Origin of the sequence: Facklamia languida CCUG 37842, from assembly GCF_000245795.1 — a bacterium.
GTDB lineage: Bacteria > Bacillota > Bacilli > Lactobacillales > Aerococcaceae > Facklamia > Facklamia languida.
This window is the reverse complement of the sequence record NZ_JH601133.1, coordinates 1,487,505-1,507,160: the sequence shown is the minus strand read 5'-3', so window position 1 is coordinate 1,507,160 and position 19,656 is coordinate 1,487,505. Positions and strand designations below refer to the sequence as shown.

The 19,656-nt window shown below is 43.1% G+C and carries 18 protein-coding genes and 1 pseudogene; 2 read left to right on the top strand and 17 right to left on the bottom strand.

Features of this window, described 5'->3' with window-relative positions:
- Positions 1-78: 78 nt before the first annotated feature.
- The 10 genes from HMPREF9708_RS06970 to HMPREF9708_RS06925 form a co-directional block, all read right to left on the bottom strand.
- Complete coding sequence (locus tag HMPREF9708_RS06970) at positions 79-471, bottom strand: hypothetical protein (RefSeq protein ID WP_006309573.1); 393 nt, start codon at positions 469-471, stop codon at positions 79-81.
- Between the two features lies 1 nt (position 472).
- A complete protein-coding gene (locus HMPREF9708_RS06965) occupies positions 473-670 on the bottom strand; it encodes a helix-turn-helix transcriptional regulator (RefSeq protein WP_006309572.1) in 198 nt (65 codons plus the stop codon).
- Positions 671-861: 191 nt separating this feature from the next.
- Positions 862-2,028, bottom strand: coding sequence for an Mbeg1-like protein (locus HMPREF9708_RS06960; protein ID WP_006309571.1), 1,167 nt, complete (start codon positions 2,026-2,028; stop codon positions 862-864).
- Between the two features lie 63 nt (positions 2,029-2,091).
- Positions 2,092-2,658, bottom strand: coding sequence for a hypothetical protein (locus HMPREF9708_RS06955; RefSeq protein ID WP_006309570.1), 567 nt, complete (start codon positions 2,656-2,658; stop codon positions 2,092-2,094).
- Positions 2,658-3,674 (bottom strand): flotillin-like protein FloA, encoded by a 1,017-nt coding sequence (gene floA, locus HMPREF9708_RS06950; RefSeq protein WP_006309569.1) that lies wholly within the window; start codon positions 3,672-3,674, stop codon positions 2,658-2,660. Before floA ends, HMPREF9708_RS06955 begins: the two co-directional genes overlap by 1 nt.
- Positions 3,667-4,266, bottom strand: coding sequence for an NfeD family protein (locus HMPREF9708_RS06945; RefSeq protein ID WP_006309568.1), 600 nt, complete (start codon positions 4,264-4,266; stop codon positions 3,667-3,669). Before HMPREF9708_RS06945 ends, floA begins: the two co-directional genes overlap by 8 nt.
- A 53-nt stretch (positions 4,267-4,319) precedes the next feature.
- Entirely contained in the window at positions 4,320-5,555 is a 1,236-nt protein-coding gene (locus HMPREF9708_RS06940; protein WP_006309567.1) for an AI-2E family transporter, read from the bottom strand.
- Between the two features lie 232 nt (positions 5,556-5,787).
- Positions 5,788-8,388 carry an ATP-dependent chaperone ClpB gene (gene clpB / locus HMPREF9708_RS06935; RefSeq protein WP_006309566.1) on the bottom strand — a complete coding sequence of 867 codons (2,601 nt, stop codon included), beginning with the start codon at positions 8,386-8,388 and terminating at the stop codon, positions 5,788-5,790.
- Between the two features lie 121 nt (positions 8,389-8,509).
- Complete coding sequence (locus HMPREF9708_RS06930) at positions 8,510-8,824, bottom strand: hypothetical protein (protein WP_006309565.1); 315 nt, start codon at positions 8,822-8,824, stop codon at positions 8,510-8,512.
- Positions 8,825-8,966: 142 nt separating this feature from the next.
- Entirely contained in the window at positions 8,967-9,305 is a 339-nt protein-coding gene (locus HMPREF9708_RS06925) for a metal-sulfur cluster assembly factor (RefSeq protein ID WP_006309564.1), read from the bottom strand.
- A 119-nt stretch (positions 9,306-9,424) separates the two neighbouring features.
- Between HMPREF9708_RS06925 and HMPREF9708_RS06920 the strand changes: the two genes are divergently transcribed.
- Positions 9,425-10,240, top strand: coding sequence for a Cof-type HAD-IIB family hydrolase (locus HMPREF9708_RS06920; RefSeq protein ID WP_006309563.1), 816 nt, complete (start codon positions 9,425-9,427; stop codon positions 10,238-10,240).
- Between the two features lie 582 nt (positions 10,241-10,822).
- Here HMPREF9708_RS06920 and argS read toward each other — a convergent pair.
- The 3 genes from argS to HMPREF9708_RS06905 all read right to left on the bottom strand — a co-directional run bounded on the left by argS (position 10,823) and on the right by HMPREF9708_RS06905 (position 14,133).
- Complete coding sequence (gene argS, locus HMPREF9708_RS06915) at positions 10,823-12,514, bottom strand: arginine--tRNA ligase (protein ID WP_006309562.1); 1,692 nt, start codon at positions 12,512-12,514, stop codon at positions 10,823-10,825.
- Between the two features lie 136 nt (positions 12,515-12,650).
- On the bottom strand, positions 12,651-13,667 hold the full coding sequence (locus HMPREF9708_RS06910) for a YitT family protein (protein ID WP_006309554.1): 1,017 nt from the start codon (positions 13,665-13,667) through the stop codon (positions 12,651-12,653).
- A gap of 22 nt (positions 13,668-13,689) precedes the next feature.
- Positions 13,690-14,133, bottom strand: a complete 444-nt coding sequence (locus HMPREF9708_RS06905; RefSeq protein WP_006309553.1) for a hypothetical protein — start codon at positions 14,131-14,133, stop codon at positions 13,690-13,692.
- A gap of 147 nt (positions 14,134-14,280) precedes the next feature.
- On the opposite strand from HMPREF9708_RS06905, the gene HMPREF9708_RS06900 reads away from it, so the two are divergent.
- A complete protein-coding gene (locus tag HMPREF9708_RS06900; RefSeq protein ID WP_006309552.1) occupies positions 14,281-16,173 on the top strand; it encodes a fructose-bisphosphatase class III in 1,893 nt (630 codons plus the stop codon).
- Positions 16,174-16,309: 136 nt separating this feature from the next.
- Here HMPREF9708_RS06900 and rsgA read toward each other — a convergent pair whose 3' ends face one another.
- The 4 genes and pseudogenes from rsgA to HMPREF9708_RS06880 all read right to left on the bottom strand — a co-directional run bounded on the left by rsgA (position 16,310) and on the right by HMPREF9708_RS06880 (position 19,468).
- Positions 16,310-17,356 carry a ribosome small subunit-dependent GTPase A gene (gene rsgA, locus HMPREF9708_RS06895; protein ID WP_006309551.1) on the bottom strand — a complete coding sequence of 349 codons (1,047 nt, stop codon included), beginning with the start codon at positions 17,354-17,356 and terminating at the stop codon, positions 16,310-16,312.
- A 12-nt stretch (positions 17,357-17,368) separates the two neighbouring features.
- Positions 17,369-17,935, bottom strand: a pseudogene (locus tag HMPREF9708_RS06890) (ATP-binding cassette domain-containing protein); the annotation flags it as partial.
- A 94-nt stretch (positions 17,936-18,029) separates the two neighbouring features.
- On the bottom strand, positions 18,030-18,812 hold the full coding sequence (locus HMPREF9708_RS06885) for a hypothetical protein (RefSeq protein ID WP_006309549.1): 783 nt from the start codon (positions 18,810-18,812) through the stop codon (positions 18,030-18,032).
- A gap of 104 nt (positions 18,813-18,916) precedes the next feature.
- Complete coding sequence (locus HMPREF9708_RS06880; RefSeq protein WP_006309548.1) at positions 18,917-19,468, bottom strand: ATP-binding cassette domain-containing protein; 552 nt, start codon at positions 19,466-19,468, stop codon at positions 18,917-18,919.
- Positions 19,469-19,656: the final 188 nt, after the last annotated feature.

The following is a 19,656-nucleotide window of genomic DNA, read 5'->3' as shown; positions in this document are numbered from 1 at the left end:
TAGTGATGAAAAGTGGGCAGGCTCCTTTGAAGCACGTTTGAAAGACTCAAAGTTAAGTAAATATCGATCAGTGACCGCTTAATATTTATGTTCATAATAACGATTCACAAAATAGCTAATCGCCGGATAAGCCGCCAGACCAACCGCTAACAATATGGCTGGAAGATAAGCCTTGGTCGCGATACACACGATCGCGACAGCCCCCATTAGGAGAATTAAAATAGCGGACATACTGGCATTGACCTTGTCGCGAATCTTTTCATTTCGCTCATCATTGTGACTAATTCGATAGTTTTGATCCTTGGCCAACATCTTATGATGGAGAATCTTCACATTCGTAACCGATAGACTAACCGCAAAAACAGCCGTCAGAATAATCATCATAACCTCATTTTTCTTTACAAAAAACAAGGCAATCAAACTCGCGAGTGCAACCACATAACCTAAATACCAAATTTTATTGTCTTTCATGTTACTCCTCCTCATCGATAAAAATATCCTCAATCCTTAAATTAAAATACCTGGCAATTTTGAAGGCTAAAAGGATCGAAGGATTGTACCTCCCATTTTCTAGCGACCCGATTGTCTGCCGTGACACTTCAAGAATGGAAGCTAATTCCTCTTGCGTAATATTCTGCTGCTTTCTGATTTCCTCCAGTCTATTCTTCACATCAAACCATCTCCTTATAATGTTAAGCTAGCTTTACATTTAGTATAAGTCTTGCCACCTATAATGTCAAGTTAACTTTCCATAAATAATTAAAAACCTTCCCCTTAATGATCACTCATAGAAAAAACCACCCTCTTGGCTCTTTTAGCTAGAGGGTGGTCTGTAACTGAATCGATTTTCCTAATATTAATTTACTTAAGTAAGCGAATCTCTCGGACGCCTTGAACTAGCCGATCAAAGAATTCTCTTTGTTTAAACCGCCGGTGCTGGACCGCCTGGCTGCGATAGTGGGTCATAAAGAATTCAATATTGGTCGCTAAGACCTGACGCTGGTCACTGGGAAGCTGGTGAAGCCGATCCAGAAAGGCTGTGATAAAAGAACCATAATGGCCACTGAGATCATTGAGTGAGCGCAGGCCGCATTGGTCCAAGAGTTTAAAGAATAAAGAAAAGAAGGCATGTCGGTTCTGTGGACTCGTCTCTTCTATCCAAGCCGCCATACTGGCTCGGGCAAAGTCACTTTCAGGACTCGTGGCCTGGAGCTTGGACAAGCGGTCTTGGTCCACCAACCAGGTCAGGGTATCATGCTGGAGCAGACGAAAAGCCGTGCTTTCTACAACTTGTGGTTGGGTAAGGGGATATAGGATCTGCCCCACTACCGCATTTTGCGGCATATACTGGTGGATCCGACCAGCTGGTGGAACACTCCTCGCCCAACGATCGAGGATGTCTTTTTGAAAGCCTGGCGCATCGAAGGAATAAATGGCCTTAAACCGAGCCCATTGCTTAAATTCGGCTTCCATGCCCGCATAGATGGCTAAGTTGCCCCCTTTGGAATGGCCAGATAAGAGATAGTCAACCTCCCCCTCCTGGTCATAGCGATCAATAAAATAAGCCAGAGCCTCCAGTTGAGCGGGTATCACGGCTTGATAGGACAGGTTAAAATCTTCCTTCCAACCCACCAGGGTATCATCTGTTCCCTTATAGACAATTAAACGACAGTTAGCATCCAACCGGTAAGTCACCGCTGAGAATTGCAGCTGGGCGCGACTATCGATCACCTCTTCTAAGTGCTCCAGCTCCAGCTGGCCATAGCGTAGGCTTTGGGCTAATAAGTTCAAGGTCTTCAGTCGATTCTCGGTAATGAGGAAGGGATTCTGCTTGGAAAAATAAGGGTAGTGGACCTGTAAGTGGTCATAAAAAGCGCGTAAAGTATACGGCTCAGGCAGATCACGGGTCGTTTGCTGGCTCATCATATAGGTCGCTTCCGTTAAAAGCAGGATATCCACTTCATTTAGACTCAAGCGAGTCAGGGGTTCTTGCCCCTGTTTATTTAAGTAATCAAATACGGATGCCATTTGGATCCTCCTTCTTTGACATTAAGGCTTAAATGAAGCAGACCCCACTCAGATGCCTTGTGGTTACCGGAGCGACTTGGGAGGCTGGAGAATTTCGGACCAGACCACGGCTTGTTTGAGTGAAGACCGGGACACTTTCCGCTTAGAGGATTGCGGTCTCACTTTCTCTTGATTCATATGGCGTCTACCCTGGAGGCCAGATCGTCTTCGCTTCTGATTCGCTTCCTGAGGCGGTTGAGGAAACCGGTCTGAGCGAATAACCGACCGACTGCTAGTGGACGAATTCGACTGAGAATGAGCCCAGGTCTCTTCTAAGAGGTCTTGGTCGAGCGAACGGGTCTGACGTGAATGGTCTTCCTTTCTCTCATTCCGCCTCGATAGATTAGAAAGGAGAATGGTCAGGTTGGTCAGTAACTTGGCCCTTAATTCTTCTTCCAGTGCTTGAGTGTCTTGCTTCTTTCTGGCAGCTTGGCGGTTACGATTTCGTTGACCTTGATAGGGGTCTAGTTCAGAAGTCTTGGAGTCGTCCGATGCATGTCGATTCTTATCCACTAATACTTTGGACCAGCGATTAATGAACCGATAGATGATGAAGACAATGACTAAATATTGAATGAATTCCATTGTCATCACTCACTATCTAGTACACTGGTCTCGTCTTCCGCAATCGCTTGTCGCATCTTTGAATCGGCTTGGACATTCTCTAATTTGTAGTAGTCCATAATTCCCAGGTTGCCCTGACGGAAGGCTTCTGCCACCGCTAGAGGCACTTGAGATTCGGCTTCAACTACCTTGGCCCGCATCCGTTGAACTTCAGCCACATTCTCTTGCTCAACCGCAATCGCAACGGCTCGACGTTCCTCAGCCTTGGCTTGGGCAATCTTCTTGTCGGCTTCGGCCTGGTCCGCTTGAAGCTTGGCTCCGATATTCCGGCCGACATCGACATCGGCGATATCAATCGATAAGATCTCAAAAGCAGTTCCGGAATCCAGCCCCTTGCGCAATATCGTTTGGGAGATCGAATCAGGATTTTCAAGGACAATCGAGTGCTTGGTAGCAGAACCGACAGTCGTTACAATCCCTTCACCGACCCGGGCGATGATCGTTTCTTCACCTGCCCCACCGACTAAGCGTTCTATATTCGCACGAACAGTTACCTTGGCCTTGGCCTTAACTTCAATCCCGTCCATTGCGACCCCTGCAATGATAGGAGTCTCAATGACTTTCGGGTTTACCGATACTTGAACCGCTTCGAAGACATTCCGTCCCGCTAGGTCGATGGCTGCTGCTTGTTCAAATTCCAGGTCAATATTGGCACGTTGGGCCGCAATCAAGGCATCCACCACCAGGTTAACATTGCCACCTGCTAGGTAGTGGGCCTCTAATTGGTCGGTCTTAACAGGGACCCCCGCCTTCGTGGCCTTAATCAAAGGATTAACAATCTTAACCGGTTCCACCCGTCTTAGACGCATTCCCGCTAGGTCACCAATCGAAACCTTGGCCCCAGAGAAATAGGCGGTAATCCATAAGCCGATTGGCACAAACCTTAGAAAGAGCGCAATCACAATGATTGCCAAAAAGATAATGATACCTGTTATGAGATAGGTTGAATCGTTTCCGTAACTTGAAAATAGATGATTATTCATCCTCAACACTCCTTACATAAATCTTATTGCGCACAACTTCCGTCACCAGGATTTCACTCCCGGTTACTAACATTTGGTCTTGACTATAAGCATCATAAGTCCGGTCATTTACGCGGATCTTGCCAACGGGACGTAAATCGGCAAGCACTTGCCCTCTATGTCCCACTAGGTCTTGTAAATCCTCACGGCCATCCGAACTGGCCTTCTCATCGATCGCTTTGTTCAGGACGAAGTTGGGACTGATGGCCAAGGAAAAGCCAAGTTTAAGTAGAAGTCCCGCTAAAACAACGATCAGAACTAAGCTGGCAAGCACTAAAAGCATTACCGGTCGAACCTCACCAATCTTAAACCATAAGGCCAAGAGGCTGGCCCCTGCCCCCAATAATCCAGCCAAACCAAAGTCCGGCACATAAAATTCAACCAAGATCAAGCCCATTCCGATTAAAAAAAGTAACAGGGTCATGAGGTTGTCCTGGTCAATCCCGAAATAAAAGGCAAAGGCTAGACTAGCTAGCAGCAAAAAGACCCAAGAATATCTAGAAAATAAGGCGATGACCACCAAGGCCACACCCGCTAACAATACAAAATTCAATTCGACACCCTCCTTTCTTTCCTTTGAATCTGCGACTGCGTCCTACCAGAAATTCAATCAAGGGACGATTGCCCTTCAAGGTGGGCCTGGTCTAAATCGTCTGAGATCTGTTTAAAGGAATCTTTGCGTGCATTCAAGATCAAGGCGCGGCGGTTCTTAAAATCATGACGCTCACGGTCCAAGATATCTCGACGAACAATCTTGTAGACGGCTGAAGCCAAGGGCACCCCAATCAGCATACCAGGGATACCGAATAGCCCACCTCCAACGGTGACCGCAAACAGAACCCACATGCCGGGTAAACCGAGTGAATTGCCAACAATCCGTGGATAGATAACGTTACCCTCAAATTGTTGGACACAGATCATAAAAACTAAGAACCAAAGGGCTTGCGGAATGGAATGGGCTGAAATTAAGATCATCCCGATTGCCCCCGAGAGATAGGCTCCCAACATGGGAATTAAAGCCAAAACCCCGGTCAAAGCGCCAATCATACCCGGATAAGGGAAGCGGAAGAGCCACATCCCCAGTGTTACCAAGGTCCCCAGAATAGTTGCATCGATGACTTCCGCAGTTAGAAAATGCTTGAAAGCATCATCAAGGGTGGTTAAGACGTATAAGATACGGCGGGTCGTCGCCTTAGAAGTGTAGGTGGTCAGAACCCGCAAGAATTGATCCAGCAAGTGCTCCTTAGACATTAAGAGGTAGAAGGAGAAGATTAAGGATAAGACCCCATTAACCACAAAACTCGCCAGTGACCCAACTGTTGAAAGCGTGGTATTCAAGATGCCCCCCACCAAGGTATTGGCCCAGTTGCGGATATTCGATATCGCCTCATTCCAATTAATCTGAAAGAGCCGACTATATTCACTTGATTCTTCTGGCAGGACATTCTGCAAGTGGTTGATCCCTTCTTGAAAACGTTCGCCTAATAAGGGCACTGCTGCCAAAGCCTCTGTGATGACATTATAAATCTGAGGAAGGACCAATCCTGTCACAAGTAAGATGACAATCGTAATCGTCAATAAGGACAAGAAAATCGCGACAGGTCGTCGTAGGGCCTTCACATACTTGGAATTGGATTGGGGAAAGAATAATTTCTCATAATGATACATGGGGATGTTCAAGATAAAGGCGATCACACCACCAACAAGGATCGGCATCAGAACGCGCCAGATCTTCCCAACCCATTGAATAATCAATTCATAATTAAAGACTGCCAAGGCCAGAACGGCAATTAATAAGATGTAACGAACGACAATTTTGTCGAGCCTTTCCATTCGTCTCATAAAGTCACTCCAATCGTTGATTATCATCAGTTTACCACAAACCAATTCGAATGACTCTTAATAAGTCTTTAAGATCCAAGGAACCCTATCTTTACGTGAAGCGGACCGATAAATCCTTTGTCAGAACAAGACAAAAAAGAACCCTAGACCAATCAGATAATGCATCATATCTGGGTCTAGGATTCGGTTCAATGATTTTAAGGTATGAGTGGGACCATTTGATCTGGTTCCTTTATTCAACTTCAAAGACTAACTGGTCGTCCTTTAGATCAACCTTCAAGGTTGAGTCAGGTAGAAGGTGACCGGCAATTATCTCCTTGGCAATTGGTGTCTCCAACTCTTTGGTGATAAAGCGTAAAAGTGGTCTTGCCCCATAAACGGGGTCATACCCATTCTCAGCCAACCAAGCGATGGCTTGATCAGTGAGGACGAGGTCGATGGCCTGATCATGTAGGCGGCGCCGTAAGGAAACTAAGAACTTATCGACAATTCCCTTGAGATTGTCGCGAGTCAATGGCTTGAAGAGCACAATATCATCAATCCGATTGAGGAACTCTGGCTTGAAGTGGGTGTTCAAGGCCCGCATGACTGCATGGCTAGTCTCCTCCGCAATCTGACCATCCGGTTGGACTCCTTCTAATAAGAGGTGTGACCCAATATTGGACGTCATGATCAAGACTGTATTCTTGAAGTCGACCACCCGACCCTTAGAATCGGTCAAGCGCCCATCATCTAAGACTTGTAAGAGAATATTGAAGACATCTGGGTGAGCCTTTTCAATCTCATCTAGTAAGACGATTGAATAAGGGCTGCGTCTTACAGCTTCAGTCAATTGACCGCCTTCTTCATAGCCAATGTAACCTGGAGGCGCTCCGACTAACCTTGAGACCGTATGTTTCTCCATATATTCTGACATGTCAATTCGAACCATGTGGTTCTCATCATCAAAGAGGACTTCTGCCAATGACTTGGCTAATTCTGTCTTACCAACCCCAGTGGGTCCTAAGAAGAGGAAGGAACCAATGGGTTTGGATGGATCCTGCAGTCCTGCTCTGGAACGTAGGACGGCTTCACTGACCTTGTCGACCGCCTCATCTTGACCAATGACGCGTTTATGAAGGGTCGCGCCTAAATTCATCAACTTAGCCCTTTCCCCTTCAACCAAGCGGTTGACTGGAATTCCGGTTAAACGTTCGACTACTTTGGCAATCTCCACTTCCGTTACACTCTCTTGAGTCAAGCGATCGGCTTGATGGTCCAAGGTCTCCTGGGCTTGGTTCTCGAGCTGCTTCAATTCTTGTTCTAACTGCGGAATTTCTCCATGGCGTAAGCGGGCGGCTGTTTCCAGGTCATAATTGCTCTCCGCTTCTTCCAATTGGTGACGGGCTTGGTCAAGTTCTTCCCGTTTGTGGCGCAAAGCCCCTGCCGCTTCCTTCTCGATCTCCCACCGCATCTTCAATTCATTGGCTTCTTGGCGGATCTCTTTTAATTCTTCCTGCAAATTCTCCAACCGCTTCTTGGAAGCCTCGTCACTTTCCTTCTTCAAGGCCGCTTCTTCAATCTCTAATTGCATCAAGCGACGGTTGACCGCATCCATTTCAGTTGGCATGGAATTCATCTCAACCTTAATTGTCGCTGAAGCCTCATCAATTAAGTCAATCGCCTTGTCGGGCAAGAAACGATCGGTAATGTAACGATTGGACAAAGTGGCTGCAGCCACCAAGGCATTATCATGGATATTGACACCATGGTGGATCTCATAGCGTTCCTTCAAGCCCCGTAGAATCGAGATGGTATCTTCGACTGTCGGTTCTTGCACCAGCACTTTCTGGAAGCGACGCTCTAAGGCCTTGTCTTTCTCAATATTCTCCCGATATTCATCCAAGGTAGTAGCCCCAATACAATGCAATTCCCCTCGGGCCAACATGGGCTTGAGTAAGTTGCCGGCATCCATGGACCCTTCGGTCTTACCTGCACCAACGATGGTATGAATTTCATCAATAAAGAGTAAGATTTGTCCATCCGCTTGTTTGACTTCCTTGAGGACTGCCTTAAACCGCTCCTCAAATTCCCCCCGGTACTTGGCTCCAGCAATTAAGGCCCCCATGTCCAGTGAGTAAATTTGTTTATTCTTTAAATTCTCGGGAACATCCTTGCGAACAATCCGATGGGCCAAGCCCTCCACAATCGCTGTTTTACCGACCCCAGGTTCCCCAATAAGAATAGGGTTATTCTTAGTCTTACGCGAAAGAATCCGGATGACGTCCCGAATTTCTTCATCCCGTCCAATCACGGGATCGAGCTGGTTATTCTTAACCGCTTCATTTAAATTAGTAGCGTACTTCTGTAAAGATTCATAAGTTTCTTCTTGATTTTGTGAAGTCACACGCTCTCCTCCTCTCATTTGGTCAATTTTTGCTTGTAATTGGGCTTGTGTCAAACCATGGTCATTCAGCCACTTTGTGAGTGGATTGCCCTTTTGTTGATAGAGGGCAAGGAGAAAAACTTCTGTTGACAGGTAGTCATCTCCAAAGTCTTGTGCAATTTGGCTGGCATCAGCGATCAGTTGGTTTAATCGCTGACTGAATTGTTGACCGTACTGGACATTCGAACCTGTCACCTGGCTGATCTTGTCAATTTCAGCTTCAATCACTGCCTGAAAGGCTGCCCGGTCAAGGCCTAAGGCCTCATATAACTTTCCTGCGAAATGGTCGCTTTGGATAAAGACCAACCAAAGGTGAGGAATGTCAATGGCTTGATGGTGACGGGTCATCGCAATCTGCTGGGCTTGACCCAATGCTTCTTGCATCGTAGTTGTCATTTTTTCAATCATTTTATCACTCCTTATGGGTATATAGTCAAACTTGGTCAAGAAAATTTTTTCGATAAGAAAAGCTCGCTTTCGAGCTTAGGTTCATTATAGTCCATTAGTCAGAAAAGGTCAATCTTTTTTTCTAAATCATCCAGGAAATATCAAACTCAATTGAATCTAATTGAATCAATGGTTGACCAGCCAGATAGCCTGCCAAGGTCTCCTTAACCTGCTTGGGAAATTCCCGAACTCCCTGGTCCAGGTCTACCTGGTTGGATCGGTCTGCCAAATAAGTCTTAAAGCTTTGATGAATGATCGCTTCTAGCTCCCTACGCTTCATGGCTAAGAGGTAGGGAAAACCCGTGGCGATATCCGTTGCTATCAGACTAGCATCCACTTGCAGCAGGAGGTTGAGAGAGAACCGAGTTACCTCTTGACTCCAATAGCGATTAGCCATCGCTGTTAGGGATATCTGGTGGTCAATCCACTGGAAAGCTGTTTGCTGGTTAATACGATACTCTTTGATAGTGATCGACTCCGTCTCTTATTAATCGGTCTTGGGTAGAGGATCAGGCTGTTCAGCGCCCCATTCGAACTCCTTAAAAGACCCCTAGGGCAATCTTGGCATACCGGGATAATTTATCTAAGGTCCAGGGCGGATCGAAGGTTAAGGTCACCTCAACCTCCTTGACCTCCTCTAAGTCTTCAAAAGCCAAGTTTAAATCTTCAATCAATACATCCGCCAAGGGACACATGGGGGTGGTTAAAGTCATGAGCACCTTCAAGACCCCCTCTTGAGTCAGATCGGCTCGATAGATTAGACCTAAATTAACCAAATCGATTCCTAATTCGGGATCAATGACAGTCGTCAAACGCTCAACTAGGGCTTCTTCTAATGGACTGAGGTCCTTAGCCTCTCGCATTCTGGTTAAATCCATGTCATCGCCTCTCTTTCATCCTTTATTTTACATGATTTCATGAAAATCACCAAATGGCTTGATTCTTGTTTATCGGACTTTTTTTGATATAATTTACTTAATTGTCGAGGAGGTACACGATGAACCAGCATTTGATCGCCATCGATCTTGATGGCACGACCCTTAATAACCAATCTCAACTTTCATCTCTAACGATACGCACCTTGCGCAAGCTGTCCGAATTGGGTCATATGGTCTGTATTGTCACCGGTCGACCCTACCGAACCAGTATCGATATTTATCACCAATTAGGAATCCAAAGCCCCATGGTCAACTTTAATGGTGCTTACTGCCACTTCCCCAATCGTCCCGACTGGATCCCGAGCTACCATAAGGAATTAGACCGGGAAATTGCCTTAGAGCTCTTTGCAGACCACCAGGAACTAGATGTGGACTTAATCTGTGCGGAAGGGATCAATCAGCTCTACACATCCTCAATGAAACTACCAGAATCGCCCTATTACCCAATGGACGATGCCAAGTATGTGAAATTATCCCGTCAGAGCCTCATCCACAACCCAATCGCGCTCACCCTCTTCACCTCCGAAGAATGCCAAGCTCCTATTCAAGCCAGGATCCTGGCCAAGTATGGAGACGATGTATCGGTTCGGACCTGGGGTGGCGAATATCCTGTCTTAGAGGTGGTCCACGCGGGCATCCATAAGGCGATCGGGGTCAAAACAATCGCGGACTTCTATCATATTCCCCGTGCCAATATTTATAGCTTTGGTGATGAGGATAATGACTTGGAGATGATCGATTATGCAGGCCATGGAGTGGCGATGAAGAATGCGATCGACTCTGTCAAGGCGATTGCCGACCATGAGACACAGTTTACGAATGATGAAGATGGCCTGGCCCGCTTTCTAATTGAAACTTTCGCTTTAGAAATCTGACCCTTTTGCTTTGCATTAGCTGAGCTGATTGGCTATACTGAAAGAGAAGTGTGGAAGGAATCAAGCTGGAAGGAGTGATCGAATGGTGATGTTCATTCAAGACCTATTTCCAGCTCTTTATCCCCTTGACTGTGAGGGCTTCTTAACGATCCTTACGCCTTCATCACCACGGATTTCTTGTAAATCTGGTTCAATTCTTAATCAAATAATCAACTCACATACCTAAGGGAGCCCCTTAGGTATTTTATTTGTGTTAAGAAAGGATTTGGTGAATTATTCAGCGAAAGGAGTGTTAGGATTGTCATTAACTCACAATATTTATAATATTAAGAAAGGTTAAGGTGATCCAAATGCTTAAAATGCACGTATCTCGCTAATAGCGTAACTATTATCCCAATTATTATTCTTTAACTCAGCCGCTTCAATAAATCCATCAAACAAGAACACCGACGTTTCAACCACTGGCAAGGACTTCCGCTCCTTTGTGGGTTGAATCATCGGTGTTATTTGTTACTTTTGATCTTTCATGAAATTTGGCCAATCAGACACAGGTTGAACCTGGCTAGCGCCACTGATAGGATCTTACATTTCTTCAGGAGCTTCAATCCCTAAGAGGGCTAAGGCATTCTTAAGGACGATTGCGGTTGCTTGGACCAAGGCAATGCGAGCATTAATCTGGTCATCTTGGTCTAAGACGCGGGTATTGGCGTAGTACTTGTTGAAGGTCTGGGCGAGACTGATCGCATACTTAGCAATCACAGAAGGTTCATAACGATCTGCCGCAAGATGGATGGTCCGGGAGAAGTCTGCCAATTTCTTGATAATCTCCCACCCATAATCATCTTCAATGACGAGCGGCTGGCTGAGGTCCAATTCTGCCGGATACTTGCGGATGATCGAATGGGCCCGTGCATGGGCATATTGAACATAGGGTCCAGTCTCTCCTTCAAATTGAACCACTTCTTCCAAGTTGAAGTCGAAGTTGTTGAGACGGTCGGTCTTCAAGTCATGGAACATGACCGCGCCCACCCCGACTTGACGGGCTACTTCTTGGGCATTGGCCAGATCAGGATTCTTAGCCTCAATTTGCTTTTGAGCCAAGTCGATGGCTTCGTTCAAGACATCTGCGAGTAAGACGATCTTGCCCTTACGGGTTGATAATTTCTTACCATTCAAGGTGATTAAGCCAAAGGCAATATGGTCGATCGCTTCTGCCCATTCATTCCCCATCTTCGCCAGCACCGCCTTCAATTGCTTGAAGTGCACACTCTGTTCATTCCCCACCACATAGAGAGATTTGACAAAGTCATACTCCCGCTTACGGAAATAAGCAGTCGCTAAGTCACGCGTCATATAGAGAGTGGCACCATCCGATTTCTTAATCAGGGCCGGTGGTAGGTCTAACTCATCTAACTTGACTAAAGTAGCGCCATTATCCACTTCTGTGATCCCTTTTTGGTCGAGGAGGTCGACAATCTCTTCCATCTTATCATTATAGAAAGCTTCCCCCCGGACAGAATCAAATTCAATGCCTAAGAGGTCATAGATCGCATTGAATTCCTTGATCGATTCATCCTTGAACCAGGTCCAAAGGGCGTGCATCTCTGGGTCACCGTCTTCTAGTCGTTTGAAAGCTAAACGGCCTTGGTCATTCAATTCAGGGTTCTTGTCCGCTTCCTCGTGGAATCGCACATAGAGCTTGACTAATTCATTGACGGGGTCTGCCTTCACAACTGCTTCATCGCCCCAGAGTTGGTAAGCAACAATCAGTTTACCAAATTGTGTCCCCCAGTCCCCTAGGTGGTTGATCTTAATTGGCTGGTAGCCGACCTTGTCTAAGATCAAGGCAATCGCATTCCCAATCACAGTTGACCGTAAATGCCCCATGGACATGGGCTTGGCAATATTAGGCGAGGACATGTCAATCGGCACCTTGCCCCCTTGCCCCGAGTCATCACGACCATAGTCCGCCCCTTCTTTAAGGACTGCCTGCAAGATAGACTGACTCTGAGCAGATCGGTTCAACTTGAAATTAATATAGGGCCCTACTGCTTGAACCGCCGCAAAAGCTCCTGGATCCACTTGGTCCACAATCTCTTGGGCGATCAGATTAGGCGCCTTGCGAAAGACTTTGGCTAGTTGGAAAACTGGAAAAGCGAGGTCCCCATGACTCGACTCCTTAGGCACTTCAATTAGCGAAAGAATCGCTTCATCAGATAAATGTGATTGTAGGACTGGCTTCAAACAATCAACGATGGCTTGTTTTTGATTCATAGTATCCTCCTAATAAAATAAAAGAAGCTGAGAAAACAACCCTCAGCTCCTGATGACCATTCCTCGATAATGAGCCTGAAAATTGAGCTCGATCAAGCAATATGATAGCAGAAAATCCTGGGATCGTCTAGATCCCCTAATCCTCATCTGTTAATTGTTCGTATAATTGGTCAAAGTCCATCGGGCCTGACCAGAGTGCTTGGTCTTTGTCTGGCTGGTCTTGGATCGGTTCTTGGTCGGTGACCACCTTGATCTGCTTCTTCATGGCCTTTTGTTGGTCACGGCTAAAGAAATGACCGACCACGCGGGTGGATGGCATAAAGTTAATAAAGGCCAATTCATCCACACTCTTAACAGCCTGTTGTAAAGCATACATCTCATACCGGTTAATGACCACCATCAAGACGTCCCGCTTGTCACGACGATAACCGCCTTGCCCTTCCAGAATCGTCACACCCCGCACAATTGCCTTGAAGATCGCATTGATCACCTCATCCGTCTGGCTGGTGACAATAAAGGCTGTGTGCCGCTGTTCACTGGTGTGAATCCCATCAATCGCCTTGGCCAAGACATAGATGGATATCAAGGTATAGAGGGCATATTCCCAATCGAAGAGCACGCCAGAGGCCAAGATAATCAATAAGTTTAAGGCAAAGCCCAGGGCACCTACATTGGACCCGTTAATACGCGCCAAGACCAGCGAAACAACATCCAGCCCCCCGCAAGACATCCCAAATTTAATGGTGATACCGGAGCCAATCCCACAAATCACGCCTCCCATAATGGCATTCATTAAGGGATTATCCGTAATCTCTAGGACAGGAATCAGATTAGTTGCGAAGGTCGATAAGACAACCACGACAATGGTTAATAAGGTAAACTGCCTTCCCAACTTCATCCAGGACAAGATAATAATCGGAACATTTAGAATGAAGAAGAGGTTTCCCACTGTCAGGAAGCTGCCAATATAAGGGATTTGATCAGCGAAGAAATTAATAATTTGTGCAACCCCTGACGTTCCTGAAGAGAAGATATCGCCAGGAATTAAGAAGAAGTTTAAGCCGACCCCAATACAAATAGCAGCAACTAAGGCGACAACCAGTTGAAAGATAAAATGTACTAGCGGTCGTTCTTGTATATATTCTTCAAACACAGCCCGTCCTCCTTTAGCTGACCTATTTAATAGGAGCCGATACCCCTAACTCTTCAATAAAGGTCGATTGCAAACCACGGGCAATGCTTGACCCCACTACCAGTGTTTCATAAAGGGGAAGCGGATCTTGGGTTGAACGCATCAGGTTACGTAGGTAGATCTCCCCATCGCCAGCCAAGTACAGGCTGTAATAACCGGTCCGGGCTCCGTTAAGTTCATTGATCAATTCTAAGGCACGTTGTTGACGGCTATAATCGCTCAACATGTGGACATGACGGTAAATAATTTGCGCATCAAAGTTCGCTTCATCGGTTTCTTGAATGATCAATTCTACAATTAAGACCCTCTCTTTACTGACACGAAATTGGAAACGATAGAGATGGTTCCCCTTTTGAATTTCTTGATATTTAGCGGGTAATTTCTTCTCATTAAGTAATTGTTCGAATTTTTCTTTAAATTGTGACATGAGCGTCCTCCATTTCATTTTTTGAACTGTCAGTTGTAAGTATAACAAAAGTTTTTATTTTGACAAAGGATATTGACAAGGAGATTTAAGTTCACTAGTTTATAGGTAATGATACATTAAATTGAATAGAAAGTGATGGGATAATGAATGGACTACCAATCTCAAGAGCAAATTGTTGAAGATTTGATTGAAATTATCAACTTGGAAGCCATCAAGCAATTGCCAAAGGCGACTGAGCATTTCATTAGCGATTTACATGGTGAATTTGAAGCCTTTGACCACCTCTTGCGAAATTGTTCTGGGGTAATTCGAATCAAGGTGGATGACCTCTTCGATGGTATTCTATCTGAAGAAGAAAAGTTGGACCTCTGCTTTAATATCTATTATCCTGAAGACCTTTTACTCCATGCGGAGAAGACCAAGGATGAGTGGATGACCCTCTTAGACCAACTCGTCCAAGTCACCCGCCATGTCTCCAGTAAGTATACCCGGTCCAAGGTGCGCAAGGCCCTTCCCAAGTCCTATGCCTATATTCTAGAAGAACTGATTTACCAATACGACGAAGAAACCAATAAATTCCGTTATTATCACACCATCTTCAATACCGTGATTGACTTGCACTTAGCCAATCATTTTGCGGTGGCCTTAGCTAACTTAATCCGACGGTTTGTGGTTGACCACCTCCATGTCTTGGGAGATATTTATGACCGGGGACCCAATCCCGATAAGATTATGGACCGGTTGATGACCATTCCTTCCATTGATATTCAATTAGGAAATCATGACATCATCTGGATGGGCGCCTATGCCGGTTCCCTTGCCTGTTTGGCGAATGTAATTCGCATCCAACTGCGGTATGGCAATATCCAATTACTCAAAGATTATGGCATTGACCTTTCCCGCTTGGCCAAGTATGGTTATCGCTATTACCAAGACAATCCTGCCTTCCATCCTAGAGGGGACCTGTCTGACTTGACTGCACAAGAAGTTGAGGAAGTGACCCTCATGCACCAAGCGATTACGATCATGCAATTTAAGGTCGAAAGTCAGATTATCCAGCGCCGACCAGAATTTGGCATGTCTCAGCGCCTCTTATTAGATAAGTTGTCGGCGGACCAGTCAACGATCGAAATTGACGGCCAAACCTACCCCATTCATAATGGCTGCTTCCAGCGAGTCGACCCCGACCATCCCTTCGAATTAACCTTAGGGGAAGAATTAGTCTTATTAGACCTCTTGAACCAATTCCAACGCTCAGATGCCCTAGCGAAGCATATGGAATTCTTGGCGGACCAAGGAACCTTATATAAGGTCTATAATGAGAATTTACTCTTCCATGGTTGCTTGCCCACCACTCCAGGAGGGGATTTTGCCCCTGTGACCCTGCAAGGGGTGACCTACCGAGGCAAAGCCCTCATGGAACGGTTTGAACAGGCGATTAAGGCCTCCTTTGTCAACCGTCGCATCAGTGAAGACTACGAAACAGACCTAATCTGGTATCTCTGGTGTGGTCCTTGGTCACCGCTCTTTGGTAAGCACGCCATGAAGACCTTTGAACGGTATTTCTTAGCGGACAAGAAGACCCACAAGGAGATCCAAAGCCCCTATTATACCCTGCGTGAGGAGGAAGACTTCTGTTACCAGATTCTGGAAGAATTCGGCGTGGATCCGAGTGGCTATATTATTAACGGCCACACCCCCGTTAAAGCCACCGATGGTGAGAAACCTATCAAGGCCAACGGTAAGATGCTGGTGATTGATGGCGGGCTGGCTAAACCCTACCAGAAGGTCACTGGGATTGCGGGATATACCCTGGTTGATAACTCCCACGAGATCTATATCTGTGCCCATGAACCCTTCACCACTCGCCAAGATGCGATCAAGGCTAAGCGGGATATTAAGCCTAAGCAGTACATTGTCACCGAACGCAGTCGCCGCTATTATGTATTGGATACAGATATCGGACGCCAGCTCACTCACCAGGCCGACAGCATAAGAAGGAGTCTTCCCCCCTATCCTGATAATATCCTTGGCGAATAGAAAGCTCATAAAAATAATAGGGTTGATGGAAGAAATAGACTTCCGTCAACCCTATCATTGATGTAAACACCAAAAATTGGAGTTTTATTTTTGAAGTGGCTCAATTAATTATAAAACCTGCTTGGAATACAATTACTTATTCATCTTCAAAGATTCCATAGTTAGTAATAATTTTCATCTTATGTCTACGTTTATTTTTTTGCCTTTTCCGCTTTTTACTTTCTTGAAATCGTTCAAAACGCATTCTCTCGTCTTTTCTTATTAAATAACGTTCATACATTGGTCTGGAGAGTTCACCTATTTCAATCGCACGTTGGATCGCACAACCAGGCTCTTCATTATGCGTACAATCACTAAACTTACAAAGCTTGGCATATTCCGTTATTTTATCAAACAATATTTGCTCATCTATATCTCGGTGTGTTGAGATAGTCTTAAAGCCAGGAGTATCAATAACATAAGATTGAGTTCGATTTAAAAAGACAAGTCTACTAGCCGTCGTAGTGTGCTTTCCTTTTCCATCTTCTCTTACAGCTTGTGTTTCCATGATGCTATCATCCAAAAGATAATTAATCAGTGTCGATTTACCAGCGCCAGAAGAACCTAACAAAACAGATGTTTGATTAGGTGTGAATAAATTTTGTATCGCTAATATTCCCTCCTTATCAAAGATCGAAGAACGGTATATTTTAATGTGTGGATAAATTTCAGCGATTGTTCTTTCAATCGTATCAGCATTTTCTGCATAATCCGACTTAGAAATTATAACCTTAAGATCTTTGACCATATTACTAAAAGTTAGTAAATATCTTTCGAACTTCGATAAAGTAAATCGTTGATCTGCTGCGATTAAAATAAATATTTGATCGACATTAGCCGCTATGATCTGCTCTTCATCATTAAACGATAAACTTTTTTGTGCTGTACTAGCAGCTTTACTAATGACAGACTCTCTTTTCAATACTTGAACGATTTGGTAACGATGATCAATTTGATCAACCTCGACAAAATCTCCAACGTAACAATCAGCATCGTCAAAATTCAACAAAATTTCAATTGATTCATCGAAGCGATTATGAAGTGTGATGGACTGATAATTTTTATTGGTGATACGATATACCTTATCAATATGACTTATATTATGTCTAGTAACATATTGTAAAATGCCGTAGTCTTTACACATTGCTTTACCTACCTATTCCAATTCTATTATTTCATCTGCCAATTGGCTAATAGATTCTCTAAGTTGATGCGTCACCATAATAACAGTTAAACTAGAATTCTTAAATATTAGTTCTTCAATATCACTAGCTGACTTATCGTCTAATGAAGATGTAGGTTCATCTAACAATAAAATGGATTTATTCTTTAATAGACCTCTAGCTAATGCAATCCGCTGTTTTTCTCCTCCAGAAATATTTTTTGCATTGAGATTAATTACGGTTTCAATATCATCTTCAAGATTTGAAACCCACGAATCTAATCCAACAGCAGAAATTACTTCTTGTATCTCTCTTTCACTATATGAATCCAGTAACGTTATATTTTCTCGTATAGAAGCATTAAATATGTACGGGTCCTGATCAATAAATATAATTTGATCTTGTATAGTTCTTTTCATAATTTTATAATAGTCTACATTATCCCATTATATTTTTCCTGAATAGTCAGAAATTTTTCCGGCAATAATATTTAGTAAAGTTGATTTACCACTTCCTGAGCTTCCAATGATCACATACTTTTTATTTTTTTCAAATGAACAATTTGATCTATGAAATAATGGTTTTGATTTTTTATAAAAAAATCCTAAGAAATTTTGTTTTTATTGAGTCGTAAATTATCTTTTAAAAACTCTTTTAAAAAGTATCAAAGTTTCCTCGCGCCCTCTCAATATTAAGAAAATATTCAAACGTTAGCACACCTATTATTAACCAAACCCCACAAACAATAAGGTTAACGATAAATAAATTAGTGTCAAAAAAGGATTGAGAATAGAGTTTTCTTATCAAATCTATACCAGAAGTAAATGGAATAATATAAATGATTTTTGATAAATTCACATTTAATGTGTTAGATAAAAACAATAGAATAGCGGAAATAATAGAAACAAATTGACCAATATTTTTTTCTTTCAATGATAATCCACCTAATATCAATCCTATTCCAAACATACCTATAATCGAAGGAATTGATAATACAATCGAAACGATGACAAAATATAAGCTTGAGAGACTAATAAAATTAATCAATACAGAAAAAATGGAGATTATCACTAATATAATGATCGTTTCAATTGTGGAAACCATTACCGAAAGAAAAATCTGTAGATAATAAGGAAGAATTCCTTGTAACTTAACTTCTAACATACCTGTTCGTGCATCGCTACTTATTACACCCGAAGAAAACCCAAGAGCTACGCTAGAGAATGACCAAAATATATACCCAATTAATAATAAAATTGGTCCTCCATCCGAGCTAAGGTTATAATAATCAGCAAACGATGAAGTTTCAGAAAACACTAAAATACAAATATATACGCTTACAAATATAATAATATCAGATATCAATGATTTCTTATATCTGAAAAAGATCTTAAAGTCATTTATCATTGAATTAACTACTAGATTAATTATTTTCATAATGAATCTCCCTTCTAATAGTGTTATTACTAATAATAAAAACTTCCGAATTAAATCTGTCTCTGAAGTATCGATCGTGGGATACCATAATAAATTTCTTCTTTTTATCTTTTTTTTTCATTTTTAATTAATTCAATTAGAATATTAATATTTCTTTCATCTAAAGCTATGGTAGGTTCATCTAATAAAATAACTGAACATGGGCTACTTAATGCAGATAGAATATGAACTAGTCTTTTTTGACCTGTGGACATTTCTTCTACTTTTCTATTAAGGAACTCATTCGCTCCAAAAAAATCAGCATAATAGGTTAAATCATTTAAAGTATCTTTAAAACTCCTTCCTTTCAGAGAGCACAAGTATCTGATATTCTCAATGCCAGTTAATTTATAGGTTAGGCCTTTCTCAGAAGCAGGCATATAGTAACAATTATTTTTACTCCATTTATCATAGGAAATATTTTGGTCTACTTCTATTTTTCCAGAATTAATGTGCAATATTCCTGCGATGATTTTGAATAAAGTTGATTTTCCTGATCCATTTTCTCCTGTAATAAATGCTACTTCTCCATTATTTAGATCAATTTCTAAATTTTGATTTTTAAATAAACAAGTTGTCCTAAATTCTTTTGTAAAATTTTCTAATTTGATTTTCATGACTCACACTCCTGGAAAAAATTAAGCATACTTCTGCTAGTTCTTTTATATTCCTACCATTTGGGGTCACTCTATTAAATATTTTATCTATTTTAATTTTAACTTTAATCAATTGTAAATTTCAAGTATAAGTTAGCCACCTGGTTAACGTTCTATCTAAGGCTATTCTACTTTTTTAGTGACGGCTT